The 21,113-nt window shown below is 61.2% G+C and carries 18 protein-coding genes; 5 read left to right on the forward strand and 13 right to left on the reverse strand.

The window, feature by feature from the left end; translation table 11 throughout:
- Positions 1-44: 44 nt before the first annotated feature.
- The gene (locus tag ABID16_RS22635) at positions 45-1,370 is read right to left on the reverse strand and encodes an NAD(P)/FAD-dependent oxidoreductase (protein ID WP_354558649.1); all 1,326 of its coding nucleotides are present in this window, start codon (positions 1,368-1,370) and stop codon (positions 45-47) included.
- Between the two features lie 229 nt (positions 1,371-1,599).
- Here ABID16_RS22635 and ABID16_RS22640 point away from each other — a divergent pair, with 229 nt between their 5' ends.
- The gene (locus ABID16_RS22640) at positions 1,600-2,076 is read left to right on the forward strand and encodes an Lrp/AsnC family transcriptional regulator (protein ID WP_354558684.1); all 477 of its coding nucleotides are present in this window, start codon (positions 1,600-1,602) and stop codon (positions 2,074-2,076) included.
- 4 nt (positions 2,077-2,080) lie between these two features.
- On the opposite strand, the gene ABID16_RS22645 is transcribed toward ABID16_RS22640, so the two are convergent.
- From ABID16_RS22645 to ABID16_RS22670, 6 genes are all read right to left on the reverse strand, one after another.
- Positions 2,081-3,736, reverse strand: coding sequence for an ABC transporter ATP-binding protein (locus ABID16_RS22645; protein WP_354558650.1), 1,656 nt, complete (start codon positions 3,734-3,736; stop codon positions 2,081-2,083).
- A 2-nt stretch (positions 3,737-3,738) separates the two neighbouring features.
- Entirely contained in the window at positions 3,739-4,587 is an 849-nt protein-coding gene (locus ABID16_RS22650; RefSeq protein WP_354558651.1) for an ABC transporter permease, read from the reverse strand.
- Entirely contained in the window at positions 4,584-5,537 is a 954-nt protein-coding gene (locus ABID16_RS22655) for an ABC transporter permease (RefSeq protein WP_354558652.1), read from the reverse strand. The genes ABID16_RS22650 and ABID16_RS22655 overlap by 4 nt, the downstream gene beginning before the upstream one ends.
- Before the next feature lie 180 nt (positions 5,538-5,717).
- On the reverse strand, positions 5,718-7,319 hold the full coding sequence (locus ABID16_RS22660; protein WP_354558653.1) for an ABC transporter substrate-binding protein: 1,602 nt from the start codon (positions 7,317-7,319) through the stop codon (positions 5,718-5,720).
- A 344-nt stretch (positions 7,320-7,663) separates the two neighbouring features.
- Positions 7,664-9,037, reverse strand: a complete 1,374-nt coding sequence (locus ABID16_RS22665; RefSeq protein ID WP_354558654.1) for an aspartate aminotransferase family protein — start codon at positions 9,035-9,037, stop codon at positions 7,664-7,666.
- Between the two features lie 19 nt (positions 9,038-9,056).
- Entirely contained in the window at positions 9,057-9,893 is an 837-nt protein-coding gene (locus ABID16_RS22670) for a GNAT family N-acetyltransferase (protein ID WP_354558655.1), read from the reverse strand.
- 307 nt (positions 9,894-10,200) lie between these two features.
- On the opposite strand from ABID16_RS22670, the gene ABID16_RS22675 reads away from it, so the two are divergent.
- Together ABID16_RS22675 and ABID16_RS22680 are read left to right on the forward strand one after the other, a co-directional pair.
- On the forward strand, positions 10,201-10,869 hold the full coding sequence (locus ABID16_RS22675; protein WP_354558656.1) for a haloacid dehalogenase type II: 669 nt from the start codon (positions 10,201-10,203) through the stop codon (positions 10,867-10,869).
- A gap of 11 nt (positions 10,870-10,880) precedes the next feature.
- Positions 10,881-12,155, forward strand: a complete 1,275-nt coding sequence (locus ABID16_RS22680) for an NAD(P)/FAD-dependent oxidoreductase (RefSeq protein WP_354558657.1) — start codon at positions 10,881-10,883, stop codon at positions 12,153-12,155.
- A gap of 124 nt (positions 12,156-12,279) precedes the next feature.
- Here the strand turns inward: ABID16_RS22680 and ABID16_RS22685 are convergent, their stop codons facing one another.
- From ABID16_RS22685 to argE, 6 genes are all read right to left on the reverse strand, one after another.
- Positions 12,280-13,737 carry an NAD-dependent succinate-semialdehyde dehydrogenase gene (locus ABID16_RS22685; RefSeq protein ID WP_354558658.1) on the reverse strand — a complete coding sequence of 486 codons (1,458 nt, stop codon included), beginning with the start codon at positions 13,735-13,737 and terminating at the stop codon, positions 12,280-12,282.
- A 10-nt stretch (positions 13,738-13,747) separates the two neighbouring features.
- A complete protein-coding gene (locus ABID16_RS22690; RefSeq protein ID WP_354558659.1) occupies positions 13,748-14,797 on the reverse strand; it encodes a tartrate dehydrogenase in 1,050 nt (349 codons plus the stop codon).
- A 10-nt stretch (positions 14,798-14,807) separates the two neighbouring features.
- A complete protein-coding gene (locus ABID16_RS22695) occupies positions 14,808-16,271 on the reverse strand; it encodes an aldehyde dehydrogenase family protein (protein ID WP_354558660.1) in 1,464 nt (487 codons plus the stop codon).
- 151 nt (positions 16,272-16,422) lie between these two features.
- Entirely contained in the window at positions 16,423-16,776 is a 354-nt protein-coding gene (locus ABID16_RS22700; protein WP_354558661.1) for a cupin domain-containing protein, read from the reverse strand.
- Between the two features lie 19 nt (positions 16,777-16,795).
- Entirely contained in the window at positions 16,796-17,719 is a 924-nt protein-coding gene (locus ABID16_RS22705) for a 2-hydroxyacid dehydrogenase (protein WP_354558662.1), read from the reverse strand.
- Between the two features lie 13 nt (positions 17,720-17,732).
- Positions 17,733-18,857: an acetylornithine deacetylase gene (argE, locus tag ABID16_RS22710; protein ID WP_354558663.1), complete on the reverse strand. Its 1,125-nt coding sequence runs from the start codon at positions 18,855-18,857 to the stop codon at positions 17,733-17,735.
- A 264-nt stretch (positions 18,858-19,121) separates the two neighbouring features.
- Between argE and ABID16_RS22715 the strand changes: the two genes are divergently transcribed.
- Together ABID16_RS22715 and ABID16_RS22720 are read left to right on the forward strand one after the other, a co-directional pair.
- Positions 19,122-19,979 (forward strand): GNAT family N-acetyltransferase, encoded by an 858-nt coding sequence (locus ABID16_RS22715; RefSeq protein ID WP_435532469.1) that lies wholly within the window; start codon positions 19,122-19,124, stop codon positions 19,977-19,979.
- A gap of 70 nt (positions 19,980-20,049) precedes the next feature.
- Positions 20,050-21,042, forward strand: coding sequence for an ornithine cyclodeaminase family protein (locus ABID16_RS22720; protein ID WP_354558665.1), 993 nt, complete (start codon positions 20,050-20,052; stop codon positions 21,040-21,042).
- Positions 21,043-21,113 lie beyond the last annotated feature (71 nt).

Below are 21,113 nucleotides of genomic sequence, written 5' to 3' on the forward strand. Positions count from 1 at the left end.
AACCGATCGCTTGCTTAGCGACTGCATTCCAAACAGAGGCTGTGTCAGAAGTCTGCGATCTTGCCCCATGCCGATGCCGAGAACCGGTCCGGATGGTAGGGTTTGGGATTGACCAGCGGCGGCGCGCCCGTGGCTATATCGGCAACGAGGTGACCGGCGCCCGGGCCAATGCCGAAACCGTGACCGGAAAAGCCGGCGGCCAGAATGAAGCCCGGAAGACCCGCGACCTCGCCCATTGCCGGGACGCCGTCGGGCGTGGTGTCGATATAGCCTGCCCATGCTGCCGTCACTGTCGTGTTCCTCAATCCGGGCAACAGTGCGAGCGCCCGCTCGTGGCTCAGGCGGATCGCGGCTGCGTCCGGTCGGGGGTCGAGTATCCGCATGCGCTCCATCGGCGTCACCTCATCCAGCCGCCAGCGGCCGAGCGTCTCGTGGCCGCTGCGAACGCCCTCGAAATTGCCGGGCGCGAGATTGCGCCAGCGCTTGAAGAACATCGGCAGAAACTGCGGCGCGAACCGCAATTGCTGCGCAGTGACATCGACATGGCCGCGCCCGCTGATTGCCAGGGTGTGGCCGCCATCGCCCCTGCGGGTGATGGAAACGCCGGCGGTATGAAGGGCGTCCGGAATGCCCTCGGCACCTGCCGAGACCGATAATATCGATGAGCGGATGGATGCCTGCGGAAAGCGGATGCCCAGCTGCCGGCAAAAGGACGACGCCCAGGCGCCGCCCGCAAGAATGGCGGTCTTGGTTTTGATCGTGCCGCGTTCGGTGACAACGGCACTCACCCGGCCCGCCGCGGTTTCGATGCCACGCGCGGCGCAGTTCTGGACCACCGTGCCGCCGAGCTTGACGATCGCGCGTGCAACGGCGGGCGCTGCCTGCGCTGGATCGGCGATCCCGTCGGTCGGCGAGAATACGCCGCCCTTCCAGCTCTTGCCGGTCGCCCTGCCCCGCTCGGCAGCTTCGGTGCTCGAGAGCATGTGCGTCGTTACACCAACGGTTTTCGCAAAGTCGCGCCAGCGCGCCCAGCCGGCGATTTCGGCCTCGTTGTTGCTGAGATAAAGCAGACCGCAACGACGAAAGCCGGTTTCCTCGCCGGTCTCCTGCGCAAAGCGCTCCCAGAGGTCGAGGCTCTTCGTGGAAATCGGCAATTCGCGGGCATCGCGATTTTGTTGCCGGCACCAGCCCCAGTTCCGGCTCGACTGCTCGGCTCCAATGCGACCCTTTTCGATGAGGACCGTCTTCAGTCCGCGCTGCGTCAGGTAATAGGCAGCGAATGCACCGATGATGCCGCCACCGATCACAACTGCGTCGGCATAGTCAGGCAGGTCCGATGGGGTATCGATCAGTGTCAGCGGCGCAGGCATGTTCATCTCCGGTTCTACCCCCTACACTAGGCCCACCCCGGACGCATTCACTGCCGGAAATATCTGCAGCACGGCAGATAATGTCCTGGATGCAAGATCCGCCGGAATCTTCTGCTCCGTTTCGAAATGACGTCTTTGTGGATAGCGTCGGTCGATGTGTTAGGCTTGCGTCGATATCTGCGGCATTTTATGCTGCAGTCCAAGGCAGCAGGAAGGCGTTAAGACCGTGATGAAATTGGACCGGACGGACATCAGAATTCTCTCTGAGATGCAGAAGAACGGTCGCATCACCAATGTCGAATTGGCCGAGCTCGTTCACCTGTCGCCGAGCCCATGCCTGATGCGGGTGAAACGGTTGCAGACGGAGGGATATATCGAGGGCTATTCGGCGCAGATCAACCTCGGAAAACTCGGGCAGACGCTGACAGTCTTCACGGAAATCACGCTCAAGAATCACCGTCAGGTCGATTTCGCGCGGTTTCTGGCGGTCGTCGGCAAGATCGACCAGGTGGTCGAATGCCACCTCGTGTCTGGCGGCTACGACTATCTCGTGAAATTCATAACCGCCGGGATCGGCGAATATCAGATCATCATGGAACGGCTGACGGACATGGATGTCGGCATCGACAAATATTTCAGCTTCGTCGTGCTGAAGTCGCCGATCGTGAAGTCGCATATTCCGTTGACCAGCCTCTTTCCGCTCTAGCCTCTTACAGACCGCCATATTGCCGGATGAGGTCAGGTTCCAGTACCAGGTTGTCCAGCCATGCGGGATCGAGCTTCGGGACGGAGGAGAAGAGCAGCTTCGAATAGGGATGCTCCGGCGCCTTGATACCCTCGCGCGTCAGCTGCTCCACCTTTTCCCCGCGATACATGACCACGATTTCGTCGCAGATCGCCTTGACGACCGAGAGATCGTGACTGATGAAAATATAGGATAGATCCAGTTCGCGCTGCAGTTCCTTCAGCAACTCGATGATGGCTGCCGCGACGATCGTATCGAGTGCCGAGGTGATCTCGTCGCAGATGATAAGTTTCGGTTCCGCAGCCAGAGCGTGGGCAAAGTTGACGCGCTGTTTCTGTCCGCCCGAAAGCTCCGCTGGATGCCGGTAACGCAGCGACTTCGGCAGCCGGACCATGTCAAGAATCTCGTCCACCCGCTTGCTGCGGGCCTCGCCCTTCATGCCATGGTAGAAAGTCAGCGGCCGCCCGATAATGTCTTCGATGGGCTTGGCCGGATTGAGCGCGGTGTCTGCGGACTGGAAGACGATCTGCATCTGCCGCAACTGTTCGCGGCTGCGGCTTTTCGCGGCGGGCGGCATTTTCTCTCCGGCAAAGAGAACTTGCCCGGCGCTGGCGGGAAGCATGCCCGCAATGGTTCGCGCCAGCGTCGACTTTCCACAGCCGGATTCGCCGATGATGCCGAGATTGCGGCCCTTCTGGAGGTCGAAACCCACCGAACGGACGGCGCAAACCAGGGGAAGTCCGTCCGCCTGGATCTGGCCATAGCCGGATGAAACATCGTTGATATGCAGGAGGGGCGTCGCCGACGCTTCGGTGCGACCGGAAAATTCGAAATGCCTGGGCTCGAAGGCCGCCAGCAGTTCCTGGGTATAGGCATGCTTCGGCGTCGACAGGATATCCTCTGTGGTGCCGGTTTCCTGGACCTCCCCGCCCTTCAGGACAACGATGCGGTCTGCGATCTGGGCAACAACGGCAAGATCGTGCGAGACGTAGACGCCCGCGATACCGCCGGCTTTCATGACCGACTTGAAGGCCTTCAGAACCTCGATCTGCGTCGTCACATCGAGCGCAGTGGTGGGTTCATCGAAGATCATCACCTTCGGATCGCCGATCAGGGCCATGGCCGCCGCAAGGCGCTGCAGCTGTCCTCCGGAGACCTGGTGGGGGTAGCGGTCGCCGATATGTTCAGGATCTGGCAGGGAAAGCGCGCGGAACAGTTCGATGGCGCGAAGGCGCGCCTTGGCCGGCGGCATCAGTCCATGGATACGGGTCACCTCGATGACCTGATCCATTATTTTCGCCGATGGATTGAAAGCCGCAGCGGCACTTTGGGGCACATAGGCAATCTCTGTTCCACGGATCCGCTGACGCTGGCCTTCGGAAAGCGCCGTCATGTCCTTTCCGTCGACCATCACCGAGCCCTCGGTGATTTTGCAGCCGGGTCTTGCATAGCCCATCAGCGTCAGTGCGATGGTCGTCTTGCCAGAGCCGCTTTCGCCGATCAGGGCAACGATCTCACCCTTGGCGATGTCGAGATCGATGCCGTTGATGATCTCGATCCGGCGTCCGGAATCCGTTGTTGCTTCCACATGCAGATTTCTGATTTCGACGAGATTGGTCATGGTCAGGCACTCCGATCCCTTATCGCGCGTGGCAGATTGTCGATCAACAGATTGACGCTGATGGTCAGGCTGGCAATGGCCAGAGAAGGTGCAATGACAGCCGCCGAGGCGTAGGACAGGCTCTGGATGTTTTCATGCACGAGCGCGCCCCAGTCTGCCAGCGGTGGCTGAACGCCGAGCCCGAGGAAGGAGAGGCCGGACAGCAGCAGCACGATGAAGACGAAGCGGAGCCCGAAATCTGCGAGAACCGGACGGATTATATTGGGCAGGATCTCAGCGCCGACGAGATAGAGGGTGCTCTCCCCCCGGATGCGGGCCATCGCGATGAAGTCCATGGTGTTGACGTTCACGGCGAGCGACCGGGCGAACCGGAAGGAGCCCGGTGCATAGATGAAGGCAAGCGTCAGGATGAGCGCCGGCAAGGAAGATCCGACGGCTGCCACCACCACCAGGCCGAAAAGCTTGCTGGGAATGGAAAGCATGGCATCCATGAAACGGCTGAGTATGGTGTCGAACCAGCCCCCGAGAACGGCCGCTGCCATGCCGAGCACGACGCCGCAAGTCGACGCGATGAGGACACCCGCAAGGGCGACGCCCAGCGTGTAGCGAGCCCCCATGATGATGCGGGAGAGCATGTCGCGCCCCAGATAGTCGGAGCCGAGCCAGAGTTTGCTGCTGATCGGACCGAAATAATCGGTATCGACGATCTTGCCGGGCGGATAGGGCACAAGGTGCGGCGCGAAGGCGGCCACGATCGCCCAGAACAGGATGACTGCCAACGCGACCATCCCAACCGGGCTGAATGTATAGTCGAAACGGCGAGCCGTCGTGGGTGTGGCGGTCTGCGTCATTTGCGGAGCCTCGGATTGGAAATGATCGCGATGATGTCGGCAATGGTGATCAGGACCAGGTAGCCCGCACAGAAGATCACCGCGCAGGTCTGGATCAACGGCAGGTCACGCGTTGCGACCGCATCCACCATCAGCTTGGCGATGCCCGGATAGTTGAAGATCGTTTCGACGATGATCACGCCGCCAATCAGATAGGAAAGCGACAGGGCCAGAGCGTTGACGATGGGACCCAGCGCATTCGGCAAGGCGTGGCGCAGGACCATCCGGCTGCGGGAAGCGCCCTTCAACAGCGCCATTTCGACATAGGGTGTGTCGAGCGTCTCGATCACTGCGGCGCGCGTCATGCGAATGATCTGCGCCGAGACCACGAAAGTCAGCGTAACGACCGGCATCGCATACATCCGCAACAGGTCGGAAAAGGAGTGGATTTCATTGACGAAGGAAATCGCCGGCAGCCAGCGCAGATAGACGGCGAAGATGAGAACCGCCGTGGAGGCGATCACGAACTCGGGCACGGAAATCACACCGATGGTCAGGACGCTGACGACCCGGTCATAAAGCCATCCCCTCATGACTGCGGAGGTAATGCCAAGCGTCAGCGCAAGGGGAACTGCGATGATCGTCGTGAGGCCTGCAAGTTCCATCGTGTTGACGAAGCGATCACCGATGAGGGTCGAAATCTCCATATTGTTGGCGTAGGACTTTCCGAGATCGCCCGTCAGAAAGCCGAGGCCCCAACGGAAGAAGCGCAGGATGGCGGGATCGTTGAGATGCATCGCCTGGCGCAATCCTTCGATCGCTTCCGGCGTGGCGGCCTGGCCGAGCAGGATGGTGGCCGTGTCTCCTGGCAACAGGTTGGTCGTAAAGAATACAGCGAACGACACGATAACAAGGGTGATAATCGCGATGCCGAGCCGCCTGAAGATCAGGCTTCCGATTTCAGAGTTCATGGAAGATCTCCAGCCGCGTTGTCCGATGCCGGCGGCCATGCCAGTTTCCCATCAAACGTGTTTAAAAAGAAGAACCGATTGCCGAGGGTCCGCCTGTGACTGGTAGCCGCCCGTTCGTTCGCGCAATCGTCTGGCGGCGTCGATGTCCGGAGGGCGGGGCCCTCCGGACGACACGCGTGATCAGGGTTCAAGCCAGATGTACTCTGCCATCGAGTAGCCCATCATGCCAGCCACCGGGTTGGTCAAAAGACCCTTCACCTTGCTGGAGATCGCATCTGCATTGGTGATGTAGGCCGGGATGATGGTGCCGGCTTCCTCGGAGATCATGGTCTGCATTTCGTTGTAGATCTCGTGGCGCTTGGTCTGGTCGAGCAGACCGCGGGCCTCGAGCAGCATCTTGTCGAACTTCGGCGACTTGTATTGGCTCTCGTTCCAGGGGGCGTCGGACGAGTAGAGAAGCGAGAAGTAGATGTCGGGGGTCGGACGCGGGTCGATGTTGCCGAAGTGGATCGGCGCCTTCAGCCAGTATTTGCTCCAGTAGCCGTCCGAGGGGACGCGCTGGACGTCAAGCTTCAGGCCAATGTCGGCACCTGCGGCCTGTACGATCATGGCCATGTCGACCGCGTTGCCGGCGGCATCCGAGGTGATGACAGGGATCGACTGGCCAAGGACCCCGGCTTTCTCGAAATAGTGCTTCGCCTTGTCAGGATCGAATGCTTTCGGCTTCAGATCGGCATTGTGGTAGACGTTTGCCGGAGAAATAGGCTGGTCGTTGCCGATCACGCCAAAGCCGCGCAGCGCCGAACTGACGATTTGTTCGCGATTGATCAGATATTTCATGCCCGTGACAAAGTCCGCCTTGTTCATGTCGAGGCGGATGTTGAGGTTCGTGTAGTTGCCGTTCGTCGACTTGGACAACTCGAAGCCACTCTGCGCTTCGACCTGCTTTGCCGAACGCGGGTTGATGGCGGCGGCCAACTGGATGTCGCCGGCCAGAAGCGCATTGACGCGCGCATTGTCGTCGCCGATGGCGAAGAATTCGAAGCTATCGATATGCGGCAGGCCCGGCTTCCAGTAGTTCTTGTTCTTCTTCATGATCGAGCGCACACCCGGCTCGAATGTTTCGAGCGTGAACGCGCCGGTGCCGATCCCCTTCGTGAAGTCGGTCGTTCCGTCCTGCACGATCATGAAATGTTGCAGCGCCAGGATGAAGGGAAGGTCGGCATTCGCTGCATTGAGCACGATCTCGACCGTTGTCGGGTCGACAGCCTTGATCTCTGAAAACTGGGCGGCGATCTTTGCGACCTTGGAACCGACGCTCGGGTCGAGGTGGCGCTTCAGGGCGAAGACGACGTCGGCGGAGGTGAGCGCCTTGCCGTTATGGTAGGTCACGCCCTTGCGCAGCGTCACGGTCCAGGTCTTGGCGTCCTTGCTGTCGAGCTTCTCGGCGAGTTCCATCTGGGGAACGCCGGTCGCGTCGAGGAAAGTCAGTCGGTTATAGAGGGAGCAGCAGCGCACGTAGTCGGTGCCGTTCGAAGCCTTGGCCGGGTCCAGCGTGTCGGCGTTCGAAGACGAAAGACCGGCGGCCTTGAAATGTCCGCCGGAAACCGGGGTTGCGGCAACGGCATTCGAGGCCCGGCCGAAAACCGCAGCGCCCGCTGTCAGCGCAACGCCGCTGGCCAGCATCAGCTTCAGGAGTTCGCGGCGGGACGCACCGCGACGAATTGCGTCCTCGACGCTTGCGTCGTCGGACTTCGTCCAATTGGTGATCTTGTCAGTCATTTCATTCCCCTTTTCTGTCGGTTGGGATAGCGGCCGTCTTGATTGCGGACCTTCCACCTCGGTTGATTGTCACAAACGGACCGTTGCAGGTTTTGTGATGGCGTTGTGCAAGCTTGTTGTCGGCGCAGAACCGTCGCTTCCCACGATCAGCAAGGTTCCGAATACTGAAATCTGAAAGAAGAAATGTTGCCTTTCACCCAGTCTGCGATGTCGGGGCCTGGAGTTCGGCCCGTTTCCCGATTCAAGTGTTGCATGGCGACTGTGGCTTATTCTCCGATATTGCCGGAGGCAGCAGCATAAAATTGCGAACTTTGCTGCCCCGGCGACATTTCGGGAATCCTCTCTCAGGCCATGGCGGACCTGACATCCGGGTCGGCGAGCGTCTGGTCCAGCGTCTTGCGGGTCCGCTCGATGATCGCGTCTATCTCGGCATCGGTACAGCAGAGCGGCGGTGCATAGCCGAGAACGCCCTGCGGGAAAGCCCGGATGACGAGGCCATTGTCCCAGGCGCGGTCGAAGATGCGCCGGGCGGGCATGGCGGCGGCGGGAAGCGGGGTCTTCTTCGCCTTGTCGGTCACGAGTTCGACGCCTGCGAGCATGCCGCGGCCGCGGACATCGCCCACCAGCGGGTGATCGCGCAGGCTTTCCAGCCCGGCCATCAGGCGGACACCAGCCTTGTGGCCGTTTTCCAGCAGGCCGCCTTCGTAGAGCTTCAGCACCTCGAGTGCGACCGCCGCACTGACGGGATGGGCGGAATAGGTATAGCCGTGGCCCACGGCGGCTTCGCCGGCACCATCGGCAATCACGTCATAGACGCCGTCAGACATGAAAACCGCGCCCATCGGCACGTATCCGGAGGTCAGGCCCTTGGCGACCGTCATCATGTCGGGAACGATGTCCTCGTCGGCGCAGGCAAACAGCGGCCCCGTCCGGCCGAAGCCGGTGATGACCTCGTCGGCGATGAACAGGATCCCACAGTGATGGCAGAGGTCGCGGATGGCCTTGATCCAGCCTTTCGGCGGCACGATGACACCACCGGAGCCCTGGATCGGCTCGGCATAAAATGCTGCAACACGGTCCGGCCCGATTTCCTCGATCTTCGCCTTCAGTGTCGAGAGCGACGCGTCGATAATCGTTGCCGCATCCTCGCCGACCGGGTTGCGATAGGGATAGGGCGACGGGATCTTGTGCTGCCAGTCGAAGGGCAAGCCGAAGCCGGCATGGAAGGCCGGAAGTGCCGTCAGTCCGGCACCGACCGTCGATGAACCGTGATAGCCCTGCTGGATCGAGATGAACTGGTCGCGCTTCGGTTGACCCTTGGCATGCCAATAATAGTGGACGAAGCGGATGGTCGAATCGACAGCATCGGATCCGCCGAGCGTGAAATAGAGCCTGTTCAGATCGCCCGGCGCGCGATCGGCGAGTTCGGCGGCAAGCCGGATGGCAGCTTCCGAGCCGAGGTCGAAATATCCCGTCGCATAGGGCAGTTCGCGCATCTGGCGGGCAGCGGCCTCGACGATGCTCTCGTGGCCGTAGCCGGCATTGACGCACCAGAGGCCCGCGAAGCCGTCGACCAGTTGATGTCCGCTGGCGTCGGTGACGGTTGCGCCGCGGGCGGATTTCAAGACCCGCACCCCCTGGCGTTCATGTCCGCGATAAGAGGCGACGGGATGGATAAGATGGGCGCGATCGAGTTCGATCAGGGAATTGGCAAGCATTCTGCGTCTCCAGATGAGTTCAACCGAGGGCCTGGTTGGCCAAAGCGTAGACTTTTCGGCGGGCCTGTTCGGCATTGTCCTTGGGCGGGCGCCGCATGGCGATGCCGCCGCCGGCATGGGCAAGTCCGATTTCGGCAAGAAAGGAGGCAAGGCCGGTCTCGCTTCCCGTATCGACGCGCAGAAACGCGCCGGGACGCGAGGAGGCATGATAGGCAATGAGTGCACGGGCCTTTTCGAAATCGGGCGCAATGACCGGGCCGATCACCTCGCCGCGTCCGAAGGGGCGGATCGCCGCATAGGCTTCAAGCGCATCGCCCTGGCGGATTACTGCGATGCTGCCGCAGGCCACGAGCGCATCGATCATTCTCGACCGATCCGCACCATAGGCCTCGCGGTCGAGCATTTTCAGGGCGTCGAGATCGCCGGCAGCCATGTCCTCGACCCCCTCGGGGGCGGCGCAGGGGAGCACATGACCCTGGTACTGCAGGATCGTTCCGACGGCGACAAAGCCGAGCTTTTCATAAAGGGGCAGGCCTTCCTGCGTCGCGATGAGGCGAAGCGGCCGACTGCCGGCCAGTTCGAATGCCTCTTCCATGAGCTTCCGGCCAACGCCGAGGCCGCGCATGGACTTGTCGACGATGACCATGTTGATGGTGGCGCAATCGTCCCCATACGGCGTCACGAGCGTCGTCCCGGTGACGCGGCCATCCGGATTTATGGTGACAACACCAGCGCTCAGCTGCTGCACCAGCATCCAGTCTTCGCGCCGGTGTGGCCAGTTCTCCGCTTGCGTCAGCGCGAACGCACCATCGATATGCTCAGGCCCGAAGGCGACGATGTCAAAATGGCTCTGCATGGGTATCCCTTTCCTGACCTGAAGTCTCGGGCAGGAACAGGAAGCTATTCATCTGAAAGCATAGGTCTTCGCACTATCTTCCCCCAAACCTCAGTGCGCATCCCGCATCTTATGCTGACAGCGAAGCTGGCGGGCCCGGCGGCGTGCAGAGGGGGCGGTGCATTGACGGGCCGTTGTGCAATACTGTGCCAAACGAGGCGGTGATTAAGAAACTTTGTGCTTCCGGGGCATGCCAATTCGCGCCGCCAAGGCAAGTTGCGTCATTCTATGATGGGGCCACTGCACACAAAGCCAGAGGATGAACGTCATGGCCCCCTTTCGCCCGAAATATATCTCCTTCGATTGCTACGGCACGCTGATCAATTTCGATATGGCGGGTGCGGCCGACGACCTTTATGGCGACCAACTGGATGAGCAGGCGATGCAGAAATTCAAGAAGAATTTCGCCGCCTATCGTCTCGACGAGGTCATGGGAGCCTGGAAGCCCTATGCGGACGTCGTCCATAATTCGCTGTCGCGGACCTGCAAGGCGAACGGCGTCACCTTCAAGGACGAAGATGCCAAGACGATCTATGAGCGCGTTCCCACCTGGGGTCCCCATGCGGATGTGCCGGCCGGTCTTGCCAAGGTCGCCAAGGAAATTCCGCTGGTCATTCTTTCCAACGCGATGAACTCGCAGATCATGTCGAATGTCGAAAAGCTCGGTGCGCCCTTCCACAAGGTCTATACCGCCGAGCAGTCACAGGCCTACAAGCCGCGTTTCCAGGCGTTCGAATATATGTTCGACATGCTGGGCTGCGGGCCGGAAGACGTTCTGCATTGCTCGTCCTCTTTCCGCTATGACCTGATGTCGGCCCATGATCTCGGTATCGAGAACAAGGTCTGGGTGAACCGCGGTCATGAGCCGGCCAACCCCTATTACGGCTATACCGAAATTGCCGATATTTCAGGACTTCCCGGCGTCGTCGGCTTGTAAGGGCGATGACTATGAAATTCGTCTCCTATTGGCATGACACGGCGCCGGCCTTCGCCGGTGCCGCGCAAGGGCCAGTCAGCGGGCACTTCGATGTCGCGATAGTCGGTGCGGGCTTTACCGGGCTTGCCGCTGCACGGCAGCTTGCCAAGGGCGGGGCGAAGGTCGTCGTCCTGGAAAGCGAGCGCGTCGGCTTCGGCGCGTCTGGCCGCAACGGCGGACATCTGAACAACGGGCTCGCGCACAGCTATCTCGGCGCGAAGGCGGAGCTCGGCAAGGAGCGCGCCATTGCGCTCTACAAGGCGCTGGACGACTCCGTCGATACGATCGAGGCCTTGATCGCCGAAGAGGGTATCGACTGCAACTTCCGCCGCTCGGGCAAGCTGAAGCTGGCGTCCAAGCCCAAGCATTTCGAAGCGATCGCACGCAATTTCGAAGCGCTGAACAGCGAATGCGATCCGGATACGGCGCTCCTGACGTCCGACGACCTCAAGAGCGAGGTCGGCTCGCCCTTCTATGGCGCAATGCTCTCGAAGAAGAGCGCCATGATGCATATGGGGCGCTATGTGGTGGGTCTGGCCGAGGCGGCGGCTCGCCATGGCGCTGCGATCCATGAAGCCGCAGCGGTCAGCGATCACCGCGAGGCCAACGGCATTCATACGCTGGTGACCGCACGCGGCGATGTGACGGCGGCCAACGTGATCCTGGCGACGGGCGCCTACACGACACGGAATTTTTCCTTCTTCCGCCGCCGCATCATTGCCGTCGGCAGCTTCCTGATTGCGACACGGCCCCTGACCGAGAGCGAGGCCGCAGCCGTGATGCCGGGCAACCGCACCTGCGTCAACACGATGAACATCGGCAACTACTGGCGCCTTTCGCCGGATAACCGGCTGATTTTCGGCGGTCGCGCACGATTTTCCGCGACCTCCGACCAGCGCTCGGATTCCAAAAGCGGCGAGATTCTGCGCGAGAGCATGGAGCGCATCTTTCCGCAGCTGAAAGGCATCGACATCGACTATTGCTGGGGCGGCCTCGTCGACATGACGGCCGACCGCTACCCGCGCGCCGGTTTCCAGGATGGCCTGTGGTATGCCATGGGCTATTCCGGCCACGGCGCGCAGCTTTCGACCCATCTGGGCATGATGGTGGCGGACGCAATCCTTGGCCGCGCCGACCGCAACCCGATGCGCGAGTATCCCTGGCCGGCGGTGCCCGGTCATTTCGGCAAGCCCTGGTTCCTGCCGCTGGTCGGCCAATATTACAAGCTACTCGACAAGTTCCAGTAAGACCCTCCAGGCCTACTCCCCGAAGGCACAAACTCAAGGCGCCGATTGGAAGCAATCAGTGCCTTCTTTTTTGTAGTCATGGATGGTGGGACAAGGGCGGGATGGAGCCCGCCCCACGACCCCGTCAGGCGAGCCCGCCGATGTGGAAGCTCTTGGTCTCGAGATATTCCTCGATCCCCATCTGCGCACCCTCGCGGCCGAGACCGGATTGCTTGACGCCGCCGAAGGGGGCGACTTCCATGGAGATGAGACCGGTATTGAGCGCCACCATGCCGAATTCCAGCGCTTCGCCGACGCGCCATGCGCGCTTCATGTTCTCCGTGTAGAAATAGGAGGCGAGACCGAACGGGGTGCCGTTGGCAATGGCGATGGCTTCCTCTTCGGTCTCGAAGCGGAAGAGTGGAGCCACGGGGCCAAAGGTCTCTTCTGTCGCGAGCTCCATATCGGTCGTCGCGCCGGTGAGCACCATGGGCGCGGTAAATTGGGCGCCCTTGGGCAGGACGGGCGTCGCGGTGATGATCTTGCCGCCCTTTGCCAAGGCATCGGCAACATGGCGTTCGATTTTTTCAATCGCCGCGCTGTTGATCATCGGTCCGATCGAAACGCCGGGTTCCGTGCCCGGGCCGACCTTCATTGCTTCCACGCGGGCCTTCAGCATGGTGGCGAACGTGTCGTAGACGCCGGATTGCACCAGGATGCGGTTGGCGCAGACGCATGTCTGACCTCCATTGCGGAATTTCGACGCCAGTGCGCCTTCGATCGCAAGATCGAGATCGGCATCGTCGAAAACGATGAAGGGTGCATTGCCGCCCAGTTCCAGGCTCAGGCGCTTGATGCTGTCGGAAGCGCCGCGCATCAGGAGCGAGCCGACACGCGTCGAGCCGGTAAAGGAGATCTTGCGCACCGTCTCGTTTGCCATGATCTCGGTGCCGATATCGTTCGGCATGCCGGTGACGATGTTGATGACGCCCGCCGGGATGCCCGCCCGTTCCGCAAGCACCCCGAGCGCCAGCGCCGAATAGGGCGTGAATTCCGATGGCTTGATAACGACCGTGCAGCCGGCGGCGAGCGCCGGCGCCACCTTGCGGGTGATCATCGCATTCGGGAAGTTCCAAGGTGTGATGATGCCGCAGACGCCGACCGGCTCCTTCAGCACGAGAATGCGGCGATCGCGACTCGGTGCGGGGATCATGTGGCCGTTGATGCGGCGCGCCTCTTCCGAAAACCATTTGACGAAGGACGCACCGTAGCGGATTTCGCCGCGCGCCTCGTCCAGCGGCTTTCCCTGCTCGCTGGTCAGGATGAGCGCCAGATCGTCGACGTTTTCGATGATCAGGTCGAACCATTTTTCCAGCAGAATGGCGCGCTGGGCATGGGTTTCGGCTTTCCAGGTCTTCCAGGCCGCATTTGCGGCCTCGATCGCGGCGCGCGTATCTGCGCCGTCCATGTCCGGAACGGTGCCGATGGCATCCTGCGTTGCCGGATTGATGACATCGACGGTTTTACCGGAGCGCGCGGCGACCCAGTTTGCGCCGATCAGTCCGGCCTGGCTGAGCAGGCTCTTATCCTTGAGGTTCAGCATGGACGTGTCCTTACAATGTTGTCAGTGCGTTCTTGACCGCACCGGTAATCTTGGCGGTCGTGTCCTTTCCAGGCGCCGTGCCTATGCCCTTGCCCGTGGTGATTGCGAGCGCCTTCATGATGCGCCGGGCTGCCTGCGTCTCGCCCAGATGCTCCAGCATCATGGCGCCTGACCAGACGGTGGCCATCGGGTTTGCAATCCCCTTGCCGGCGATGTCCGGGGCCGAGCCGTGGACGGGCTCGAACATCGAGGGCGCGGAGCGGTCGGGATTGATGTTGGCCGAGGCCGCAAAACCGAGGCCGCCTTGAATCGCCGCACCGAGATCCGTGAGGATATCGCCGAAAAGATTCGATGCAACGATGACGTCGAGGCTTTCGGGCGCCATGACCATGCGCGCGGCCAGCGCATCGACGTGATAGCTGGTCACCTCGACCTCGGGATATTCGGTGGCCAGCCGCTGGGTGGTCTCGTCCCAGAACACCATCGAATATTTCTGCGCGTTGGACTTGGTGACCGAGGCAAGCTTGCCGCGACGGGCCTTTGCCTGTTCGAAACCGAAGCGGATGATGCGCTCGACGCCCTTGCGGGTAAAGATCGAGGTTTCGACGGCAACCTCGTTGTCCATGCCCTGGTGGACGCGGCCGCCCGCGCCGGAATATTCGCCTTCCGTATTCTCGCGGATGCAGAGAATGTCGAAATTCTCCGCCTTCAGCGGGCCTTCCACACCCGGCAGGAGGCGGTGGGGGCGGATATTGGCATATTGCACGAACGCCTTGCGTATCGGCAGAAGCAGCCCATGCAGGGAGACTGCATCCGGGACCTCTTTCGGCCAGCCGACGGCCCCGAGGAAAATGGCGTCGAAGCCGCGCAGCGTCTCGATCCCGTCTTCCGGCATCATCCGCCCGGTTTCCTTGTAGAAGGCGCAGGACCAGGGAAATTCCGTGCCATCGAGCGCGAAGCCGGCGGTTTCGGCAGCGGCTTCCAGGACCTCCCAGGCGGCGTCGACAACGTCACGTCCGATGCCATCACCGGGGATCAGGGCGATTGAATAGGTCTTCATGGTTTCTTCCTCAGAGGCTGATGAGCACGCTCTTGGTCTTGCGGTTTGCATGATAGGCCTCGCGTCCGAGATCCTTGCCGATTCCCGAGCGCTTGTAACCGCCGGTGGGCAGGATATGGTCGCGCGATCGGCTGTAGCGGTTGACCCAGACGGTGCCTGCTTCCAGCTTGCGGGCAAAGCGGATCGTGCGCGACAGGTCTTTCGTGAAGAGACCGGAAGCCAGACCGTAGATCGGGTGGGACGAGCGCGCCAGTGCCTCTTCCTCGGTCTCGAATGTCTGCACCGTCAACACGGGTCCGAAGATTTCCTCAACAATGGCTGGGTTCATCTGGTCGACATTGGCGATCAGGGTCGGCTCGAAGAAATAGCCCTCGCCGGCCATCAAGCCGCCGCCCGTCAGGCATTCGCCGCCGGCTGCTTTCGCGGCATCGACGATGCTGGCGATGCGGGCGCGCTGCCGCTCGGAAATGATGGGCGAATATTGCGTTGTCTCGTCCCAGGTCGGGCCGGGACGCACCGTTTTCATCTGCGCGACAATTGCCGCGACAAGCCTGTCAGCGACCGATTTCTCAATGATCAGCCGGGTGCCGGCGACGCAGGCCTGGCCGGCATTGAAGATGACGCTTCCCGCGATTGCGGCAGCAGCCTTGTCGATGTCGGCATCGGCAAAGACGATCTGCGGGCTCTTGCCGCCCAGCTCCAGCGTCATCGGCTTGACGCCGGTGCGGGCAATATTTTCCATGATCGCCGAGCCCGCGCGGGTGGAGCCGGTGAAGCTCACCTTGGCAATGTCGGCATGGCCGGTGAGCGCGTTGCCGGTGACGGGACCATCGCCGAGGACGACGTTGATGAGACCCGCCGGAATGCCGGCTTTCACGGCGAGCTGAGCCATGTAGACGGTCGAGAAGGGCGTCATTTCCGACGGCTTGATCACCACGGCATTGCCGGCCGCTAGAGCCGGGCCGAGCTTCCAGCCGGCCATGGAGATGGGGAAATTCCACGGCGTGATCGCGCCGACAACGCCATAGGGTTCGCTGACGATCATGCCGAGCGTCTGATCGTCGGTCGGCACGAGATCGCTGCCTTCCTTGTCTGCAAATTCGGCGAAGAAGCGGATCTGTTCGGCCGTCACGGCAATGTCGCCGGCAACGAGCTGGCCCACGGGGCGCGTCGAGGACAGGGCCTCGATCTTTGCCAGGGTTTCGGCTTCCCGTTCGATCAGGTCGGCCCAGGCTTGCAGCGCCTTGGTCCGCTCGCGCGGGCGCACGCCGCCCCAGTTGCTGGCTTTCAGCGCCGCCTTGGCATTGTCGACGGCACGGTCCACCAGATCGGCGTCGGCCACCGGACAATCGGCATAGGCCTTCGCGTCGGAAGGCCGATGCATCGCGATGCCGTCCGTGGTCGCGATAAGTTCGCCGCCGATAAAATGGCCGATGGGCAGGGATAGGCTATCGGGATCGAAACTGAGGCTCATGGGATGTTCCTTCTCGGGATGTCCGAGACCGGTCAGGCCATCCGAGCATGATCGTTGCGCTGGACTGTGCCGACCAATGTTTCCTGGATTTCGAAGGCTGCGGCAGACGGCCTTCCGAAAGGCAGGAATGCCGCCGCCTTCAAGGCTCTTGTCAGTTCACCACGACGTAGAACTTGCGCACCGTCTCGATCGTCTTCCAGACCCCGACGAAGCCGGGCTTCATGACGAAGCTGTCGCCTGTCTTGTAGGTGACGGGTTCGCCGCCCTCGGGCGTGATTTCGACGAGACCGGAGAGGATGTGGCAGAATTCGAAAACCTCGCCCTTGATCGATTTTGTTTCGCCGGGGGTGGCTTCCCAGACGCCGGAAAGAACCTTGCCGTCCTTTGCCTCGTCCATCGCCCAGGTCTTGAAGGACGGGGAGCCGGCAATCAGCCTCTCGGGCGCCGGCAGCGATTCACGCGGTGCAAAGGTCGGGTTCGGGTCGAGGGTTTTCAGCAGGGACATGTCGATCCTTTCGATTGTTTCAATAGCCACGGCGTCGGTCGACGAGCCCGATGGGATCGAGCCCGGCGAGATGCCGTTTGATGTTGTCAATGACGATCCGCGCCGCACTGGTTGGTTGGGTAACGCTGGCGATATGCGGCGTGAGGATGATCTTTGGATGGGTCCAGAAGGGATGCCCTTCCGGCAGCGGTTCGGGATCGGTGACGTCGATCATCGCAGCCGAGAGATGGTCGCTGTCGAGTGCGTCCAGCAGGGCTGCATGGTCGAGCTGCGGGCCGCGTCCCGGATGAACGAGAGCAGCACCCTTCGGCAACTTTGCAAAGAGGCTTGCACCCAGAAAGCCGCGCGTCTCGTCCGTCAGTGGTAGAAGGCAGACCAGGATGTCGCTTGCCCGAAGCATCGCATCGAGGCCATCGGCGCCGTGATGGCAGACAACACCATCGAGCGTCCTTGCGCTGCGGCTCCAGCCCGCAATCGGGAAGCCGAATGGCTTCATCCGCTCGATGACGGCTTGCGCGAGCATGCCGAGGCCGAGAATGCCAACGCGGCGCTCGCCGGCCTGCACCTGTGGCACGGGTGCCCAGAGTCGACGCCTTTGCTGGTCGAGATAGGCGGGCAGATTGCGGTGAAGCGCGAGTGCGGCCAGAAGCACGTATTCCTGCATCATCCGGACGATGCCGTCCTCGACCATGCGGACGATTTTCACATGGTCTGGCACCAGGTCGAGATTGAACTGGTCCACGCCGGCACCGATGGAGAACAGGATTTCCAGGTTCCTGTAGCGGTCGAGATCGTCAGGCACCGTCCAGGTCATGAGATAGCGGACGTCATCGTGGTCGACGCTCGTCTCATCCATGCTGAAAGACAGGTCCGGCAGCGCCTCGGCAAAGGCCTGGGCAAAGATTGCACCGCGTGTCGCATCGGACCTGAAGAGAAATGTCATCGAACCATTCCCCTCAAGCTTGGCAGCGCTGGCCAAGCGCCTCAATGAAGTTCTGGCAGGCGACGAGCTCGCTATCGAGAATGAATTCGTCGGGCTTGTGGGCTCGGCCGATGTCGCCGGGTCCGCAGATGAGAGCATCGATGCCGGCTGCCTGATAGAGGCCGGCTTCGGTGCCGTAGCTGACGGCACCGAGCGCCGTCTGGTTCGTGAGGTCTTCGACCAAGGATACCAATGGCGATGAGCGATCGAGCGCCAGCGCCGGGTAAGCGCTCATCTCTTCCCAATCGACCGAGAAACCCGCCTCGCGCAGTGCCTCCGCCTTTTTTCGGATGGGGGCCAGCAGGCTCTGCGGATCGACACCCGATACTGCACGCGCCTCCAGTTCGAGGCGGCAAAGGTCCGGCACGATATTGATCGCCTTGCCACCACTGATCACCCCGGCCTGCAGCGACGAGTAAGGCGGCTCGAAGGACTGGTCGAACGGCCCGACGGACAGCCGGTCCGCTTGCTCGATTGCCGCATTGAGCACGCTTGCCATGGCATGAATGGCATTGAGGCCGAGATCGGGACGGGAGGAGTGACCGGCTCGCCCTCGAATGGTCACGCTGGCGGCGGCTTTTCCTTTGTGGGCGAGAACGGCTCGCATATTGCTCGGCTCGCCGATGATCGCGCCGAGCGGAACGGTGCAAAGCGCCGGCAGTTTGGCGATCAGATGCGGCACGCCGCGGCATCCCGCTTCCTCGTCGTAGGAAAACGCAAAGTGGATAGGGTGGGCAAGATCGGCCCTTGCCAGCTTTGGCGCTGCGGCGAGTGCTGCGGCCAGATAGCCCTTCATGTCGGTCGTGCCACGCCCGTAGAGCCGTTCGCCGTCACGACGCAGGCCGAAGGGCGATGATGTCCATTCCGCCACTTCCGCGGGCACAACATCCATATGGCCGGAAATGATGTAGCCCGGGACATCGCGAGGGCCGATGGTCGCAAAAAGATTGCTGCGGTCGCCTTCCGGACCAGGCATAATGGTGACCGCGAAATTTTCTGCTTTCAAATAGGTGCTGATCCAGTCGACGATTTCCCCGTTGGGCGTACCCACAACGGTTGGAAAGGAAATCAGCCGAGCCAGAATTTCAGTCGCGTTCATATTGTCCCCGGCGCACGGATAGCCGCCCCGTCATTTCATGGCGATAATGAAGCATGACGGTTTATTGGCGGATTGAATGCCGAACCTGCGTTCGCTTCGGTCGATTGTTGTGCTTCAATGGGCCTTAACGGCGATTTATGCGGTGGCGCCGGTTTACGATGGTGAGGCTGTCGCGGAAACATGGCGCGCTGCGCATGATTACTCTTGATTGCCGGGGGCGGGACTTTGGGGCCAAGCAAAAAAAATCAGATCGCCGCCTTCTCGATGCAGATCGCCGACGTGCAGGATGCCGATCTGGACCAATTGCATGCGCTGTCGATTTCCGTAGGCTGGCCGCACCGGGGGGAAGACTGGCAATTCCTCCGCGAGGTTGGCGAGGGCGTTGTCACCAATGATGAGATCGGCAGGATCATGGGCTCCGCCATGTGGTTCCGCCAGGCGGAAGGTCTCGCGACAATCGGCATGGTCATCACGTCTCCCCGCCTGCAGACGCAGGGAACCGGCCTCTGGCTGATGGACTATGCACTCAAGGAACTCGAGGGCGTCAACCTCAGGCTCAATGCCACCCGCGCGGCCCAACGGCTTTATCATTCTCTCGGCTTTGCGCCGGAAAAGACGGTCTACCAGTGTCAGGGCATCGTGAAGGTCGGAGCGGGTGCTGCCTGTGGCGTTCCGCAGGGAGACATCCGTCTTCTCACGGAAGAAGATCTGCCGGCAATCACTGCCCTCGACGGCGTGGCCTTCGGCGTCGTGCGCGCGGGGTTGATCGACAAGCTCTTCCGGCAATCCGTCGGCTATGGCCTTTATCGCGACGGCCTGTTGACGGCATTTTCGCTCTGTAGACCTTTCGGCCGTGGCCATGTGGTTGGCCCCATCGTCGCATCGGACGATGCCGACGCCATCGATGTTCTTTCGCCCCATATACAGGAACATGAAGGCCGGTTCCTGCGGCTCGATACCCACTTCGAAAGCGGCGATTTCGCACTTCTGGCCATCCGCAGTGGCATGTCCGTCTTCGACACCGTGCTCACGATGTCGCTGGGCAAGAGGCTGCAGGAGTTTGGCCCCGCTGGTTCCGATGCGCCGATCACCTATTCGCTGGTCAGCCAGACGCTCGGATAGGCGAATTGACGGACAACACCGCGATCGGTGGGCAGAGCCAGAAACGCACGGCGAATGACAAGGATGAAACATGAAGACGCTGCTCCTGAGCAAAGAGGACGTAAGCCGCCTGATCAGCAATCGGGACGTTATCGGGGCCGTCGAAGATGCCTACAAAGCCTTCAGTTCCGGTCAGGTCGAACAGCCTGACTATCTCTCGATCCACCTGCCTGCGCCTCGAGGGGAAATCGACTTCAAGCTCGGCTACTACAAAGTCAACGAGACGATCTCCATGAAGGCCTCTTCGGGCGGCTTCAAGAACAACCCCGAAAGCTTTGGATTGCCGACCGGCATGGGGACGATCATTCTATTCGACGCCCAGAGCTGCGCCCTCACCTGCGTGATGGATGGAAGCCTGATCACAGGTTTGAGAACGGGTGCCTCCGGTGCCGTATCGGTTAAGGCGCTGGCCAGGAAAAACGCCTCGAAAATCGCCTCGATCGGCACCGGAAATCAGGCAAGAATGCAAATCCGCGCCATCAACGAGGTCATGAAGATCGACGAGATCTATGCGTGGAGCCGGACCGCCGAAACGCTCGCCAAATTCAAGGACGACATCGAAAGTGAACTGGGCATTCCGGTCATCGTTACCGGCTCCAAGCAGCAAGCCGTCGAGAAAGCCGACATCCTGATTACGACGACCCGCGGCTTGGGCGCACCCGTGGAAGCGGCCTGGGTCAAGCCGGGGACGCACATTGTCGCCATCGGAACCGATCAGCGCGGCAAGCAGGAACTGGAGCCGGAGATCTTCAGGAACGCGAAAATCGTCGTCGACTCGATCGTGCAATGTACCGAGAAGGGCGAGACCTGGCATCCGCTCAACCGGAATATCATCACCAGAGACGATATTTACGCCGAAATTGGCGACATTTTGCTGGGCCACAAACCCGGTCGTGAGAATGACGATGAGGTGACCATCTTCGATTCCACGGGAATGGCGATACAGGACATCACCACGGCAGCCAGGATCTATCGCAATGCCATCGAGCAGAACGTCGGAACCCCGTTTGAATTCTTCTCGTGAGCAAGCTCTCCGGTCCCCGGCGGATGGCTCCATGTCCGGAAAGCCTCAGCTCCTTCCAGACTTTTCCAAAT

It is taken from the genome of Limnomicrobium aquaticum (genome assembly GCF_040545545.1).
GTDB classification, from domain to species: domain Bacteria; phylum Pseudomonadota; class Alphaproteobacteria; order Rhizobiales; family Rhizobiaceae; genus Ensifer_A; species Ensifer_A aquaticum.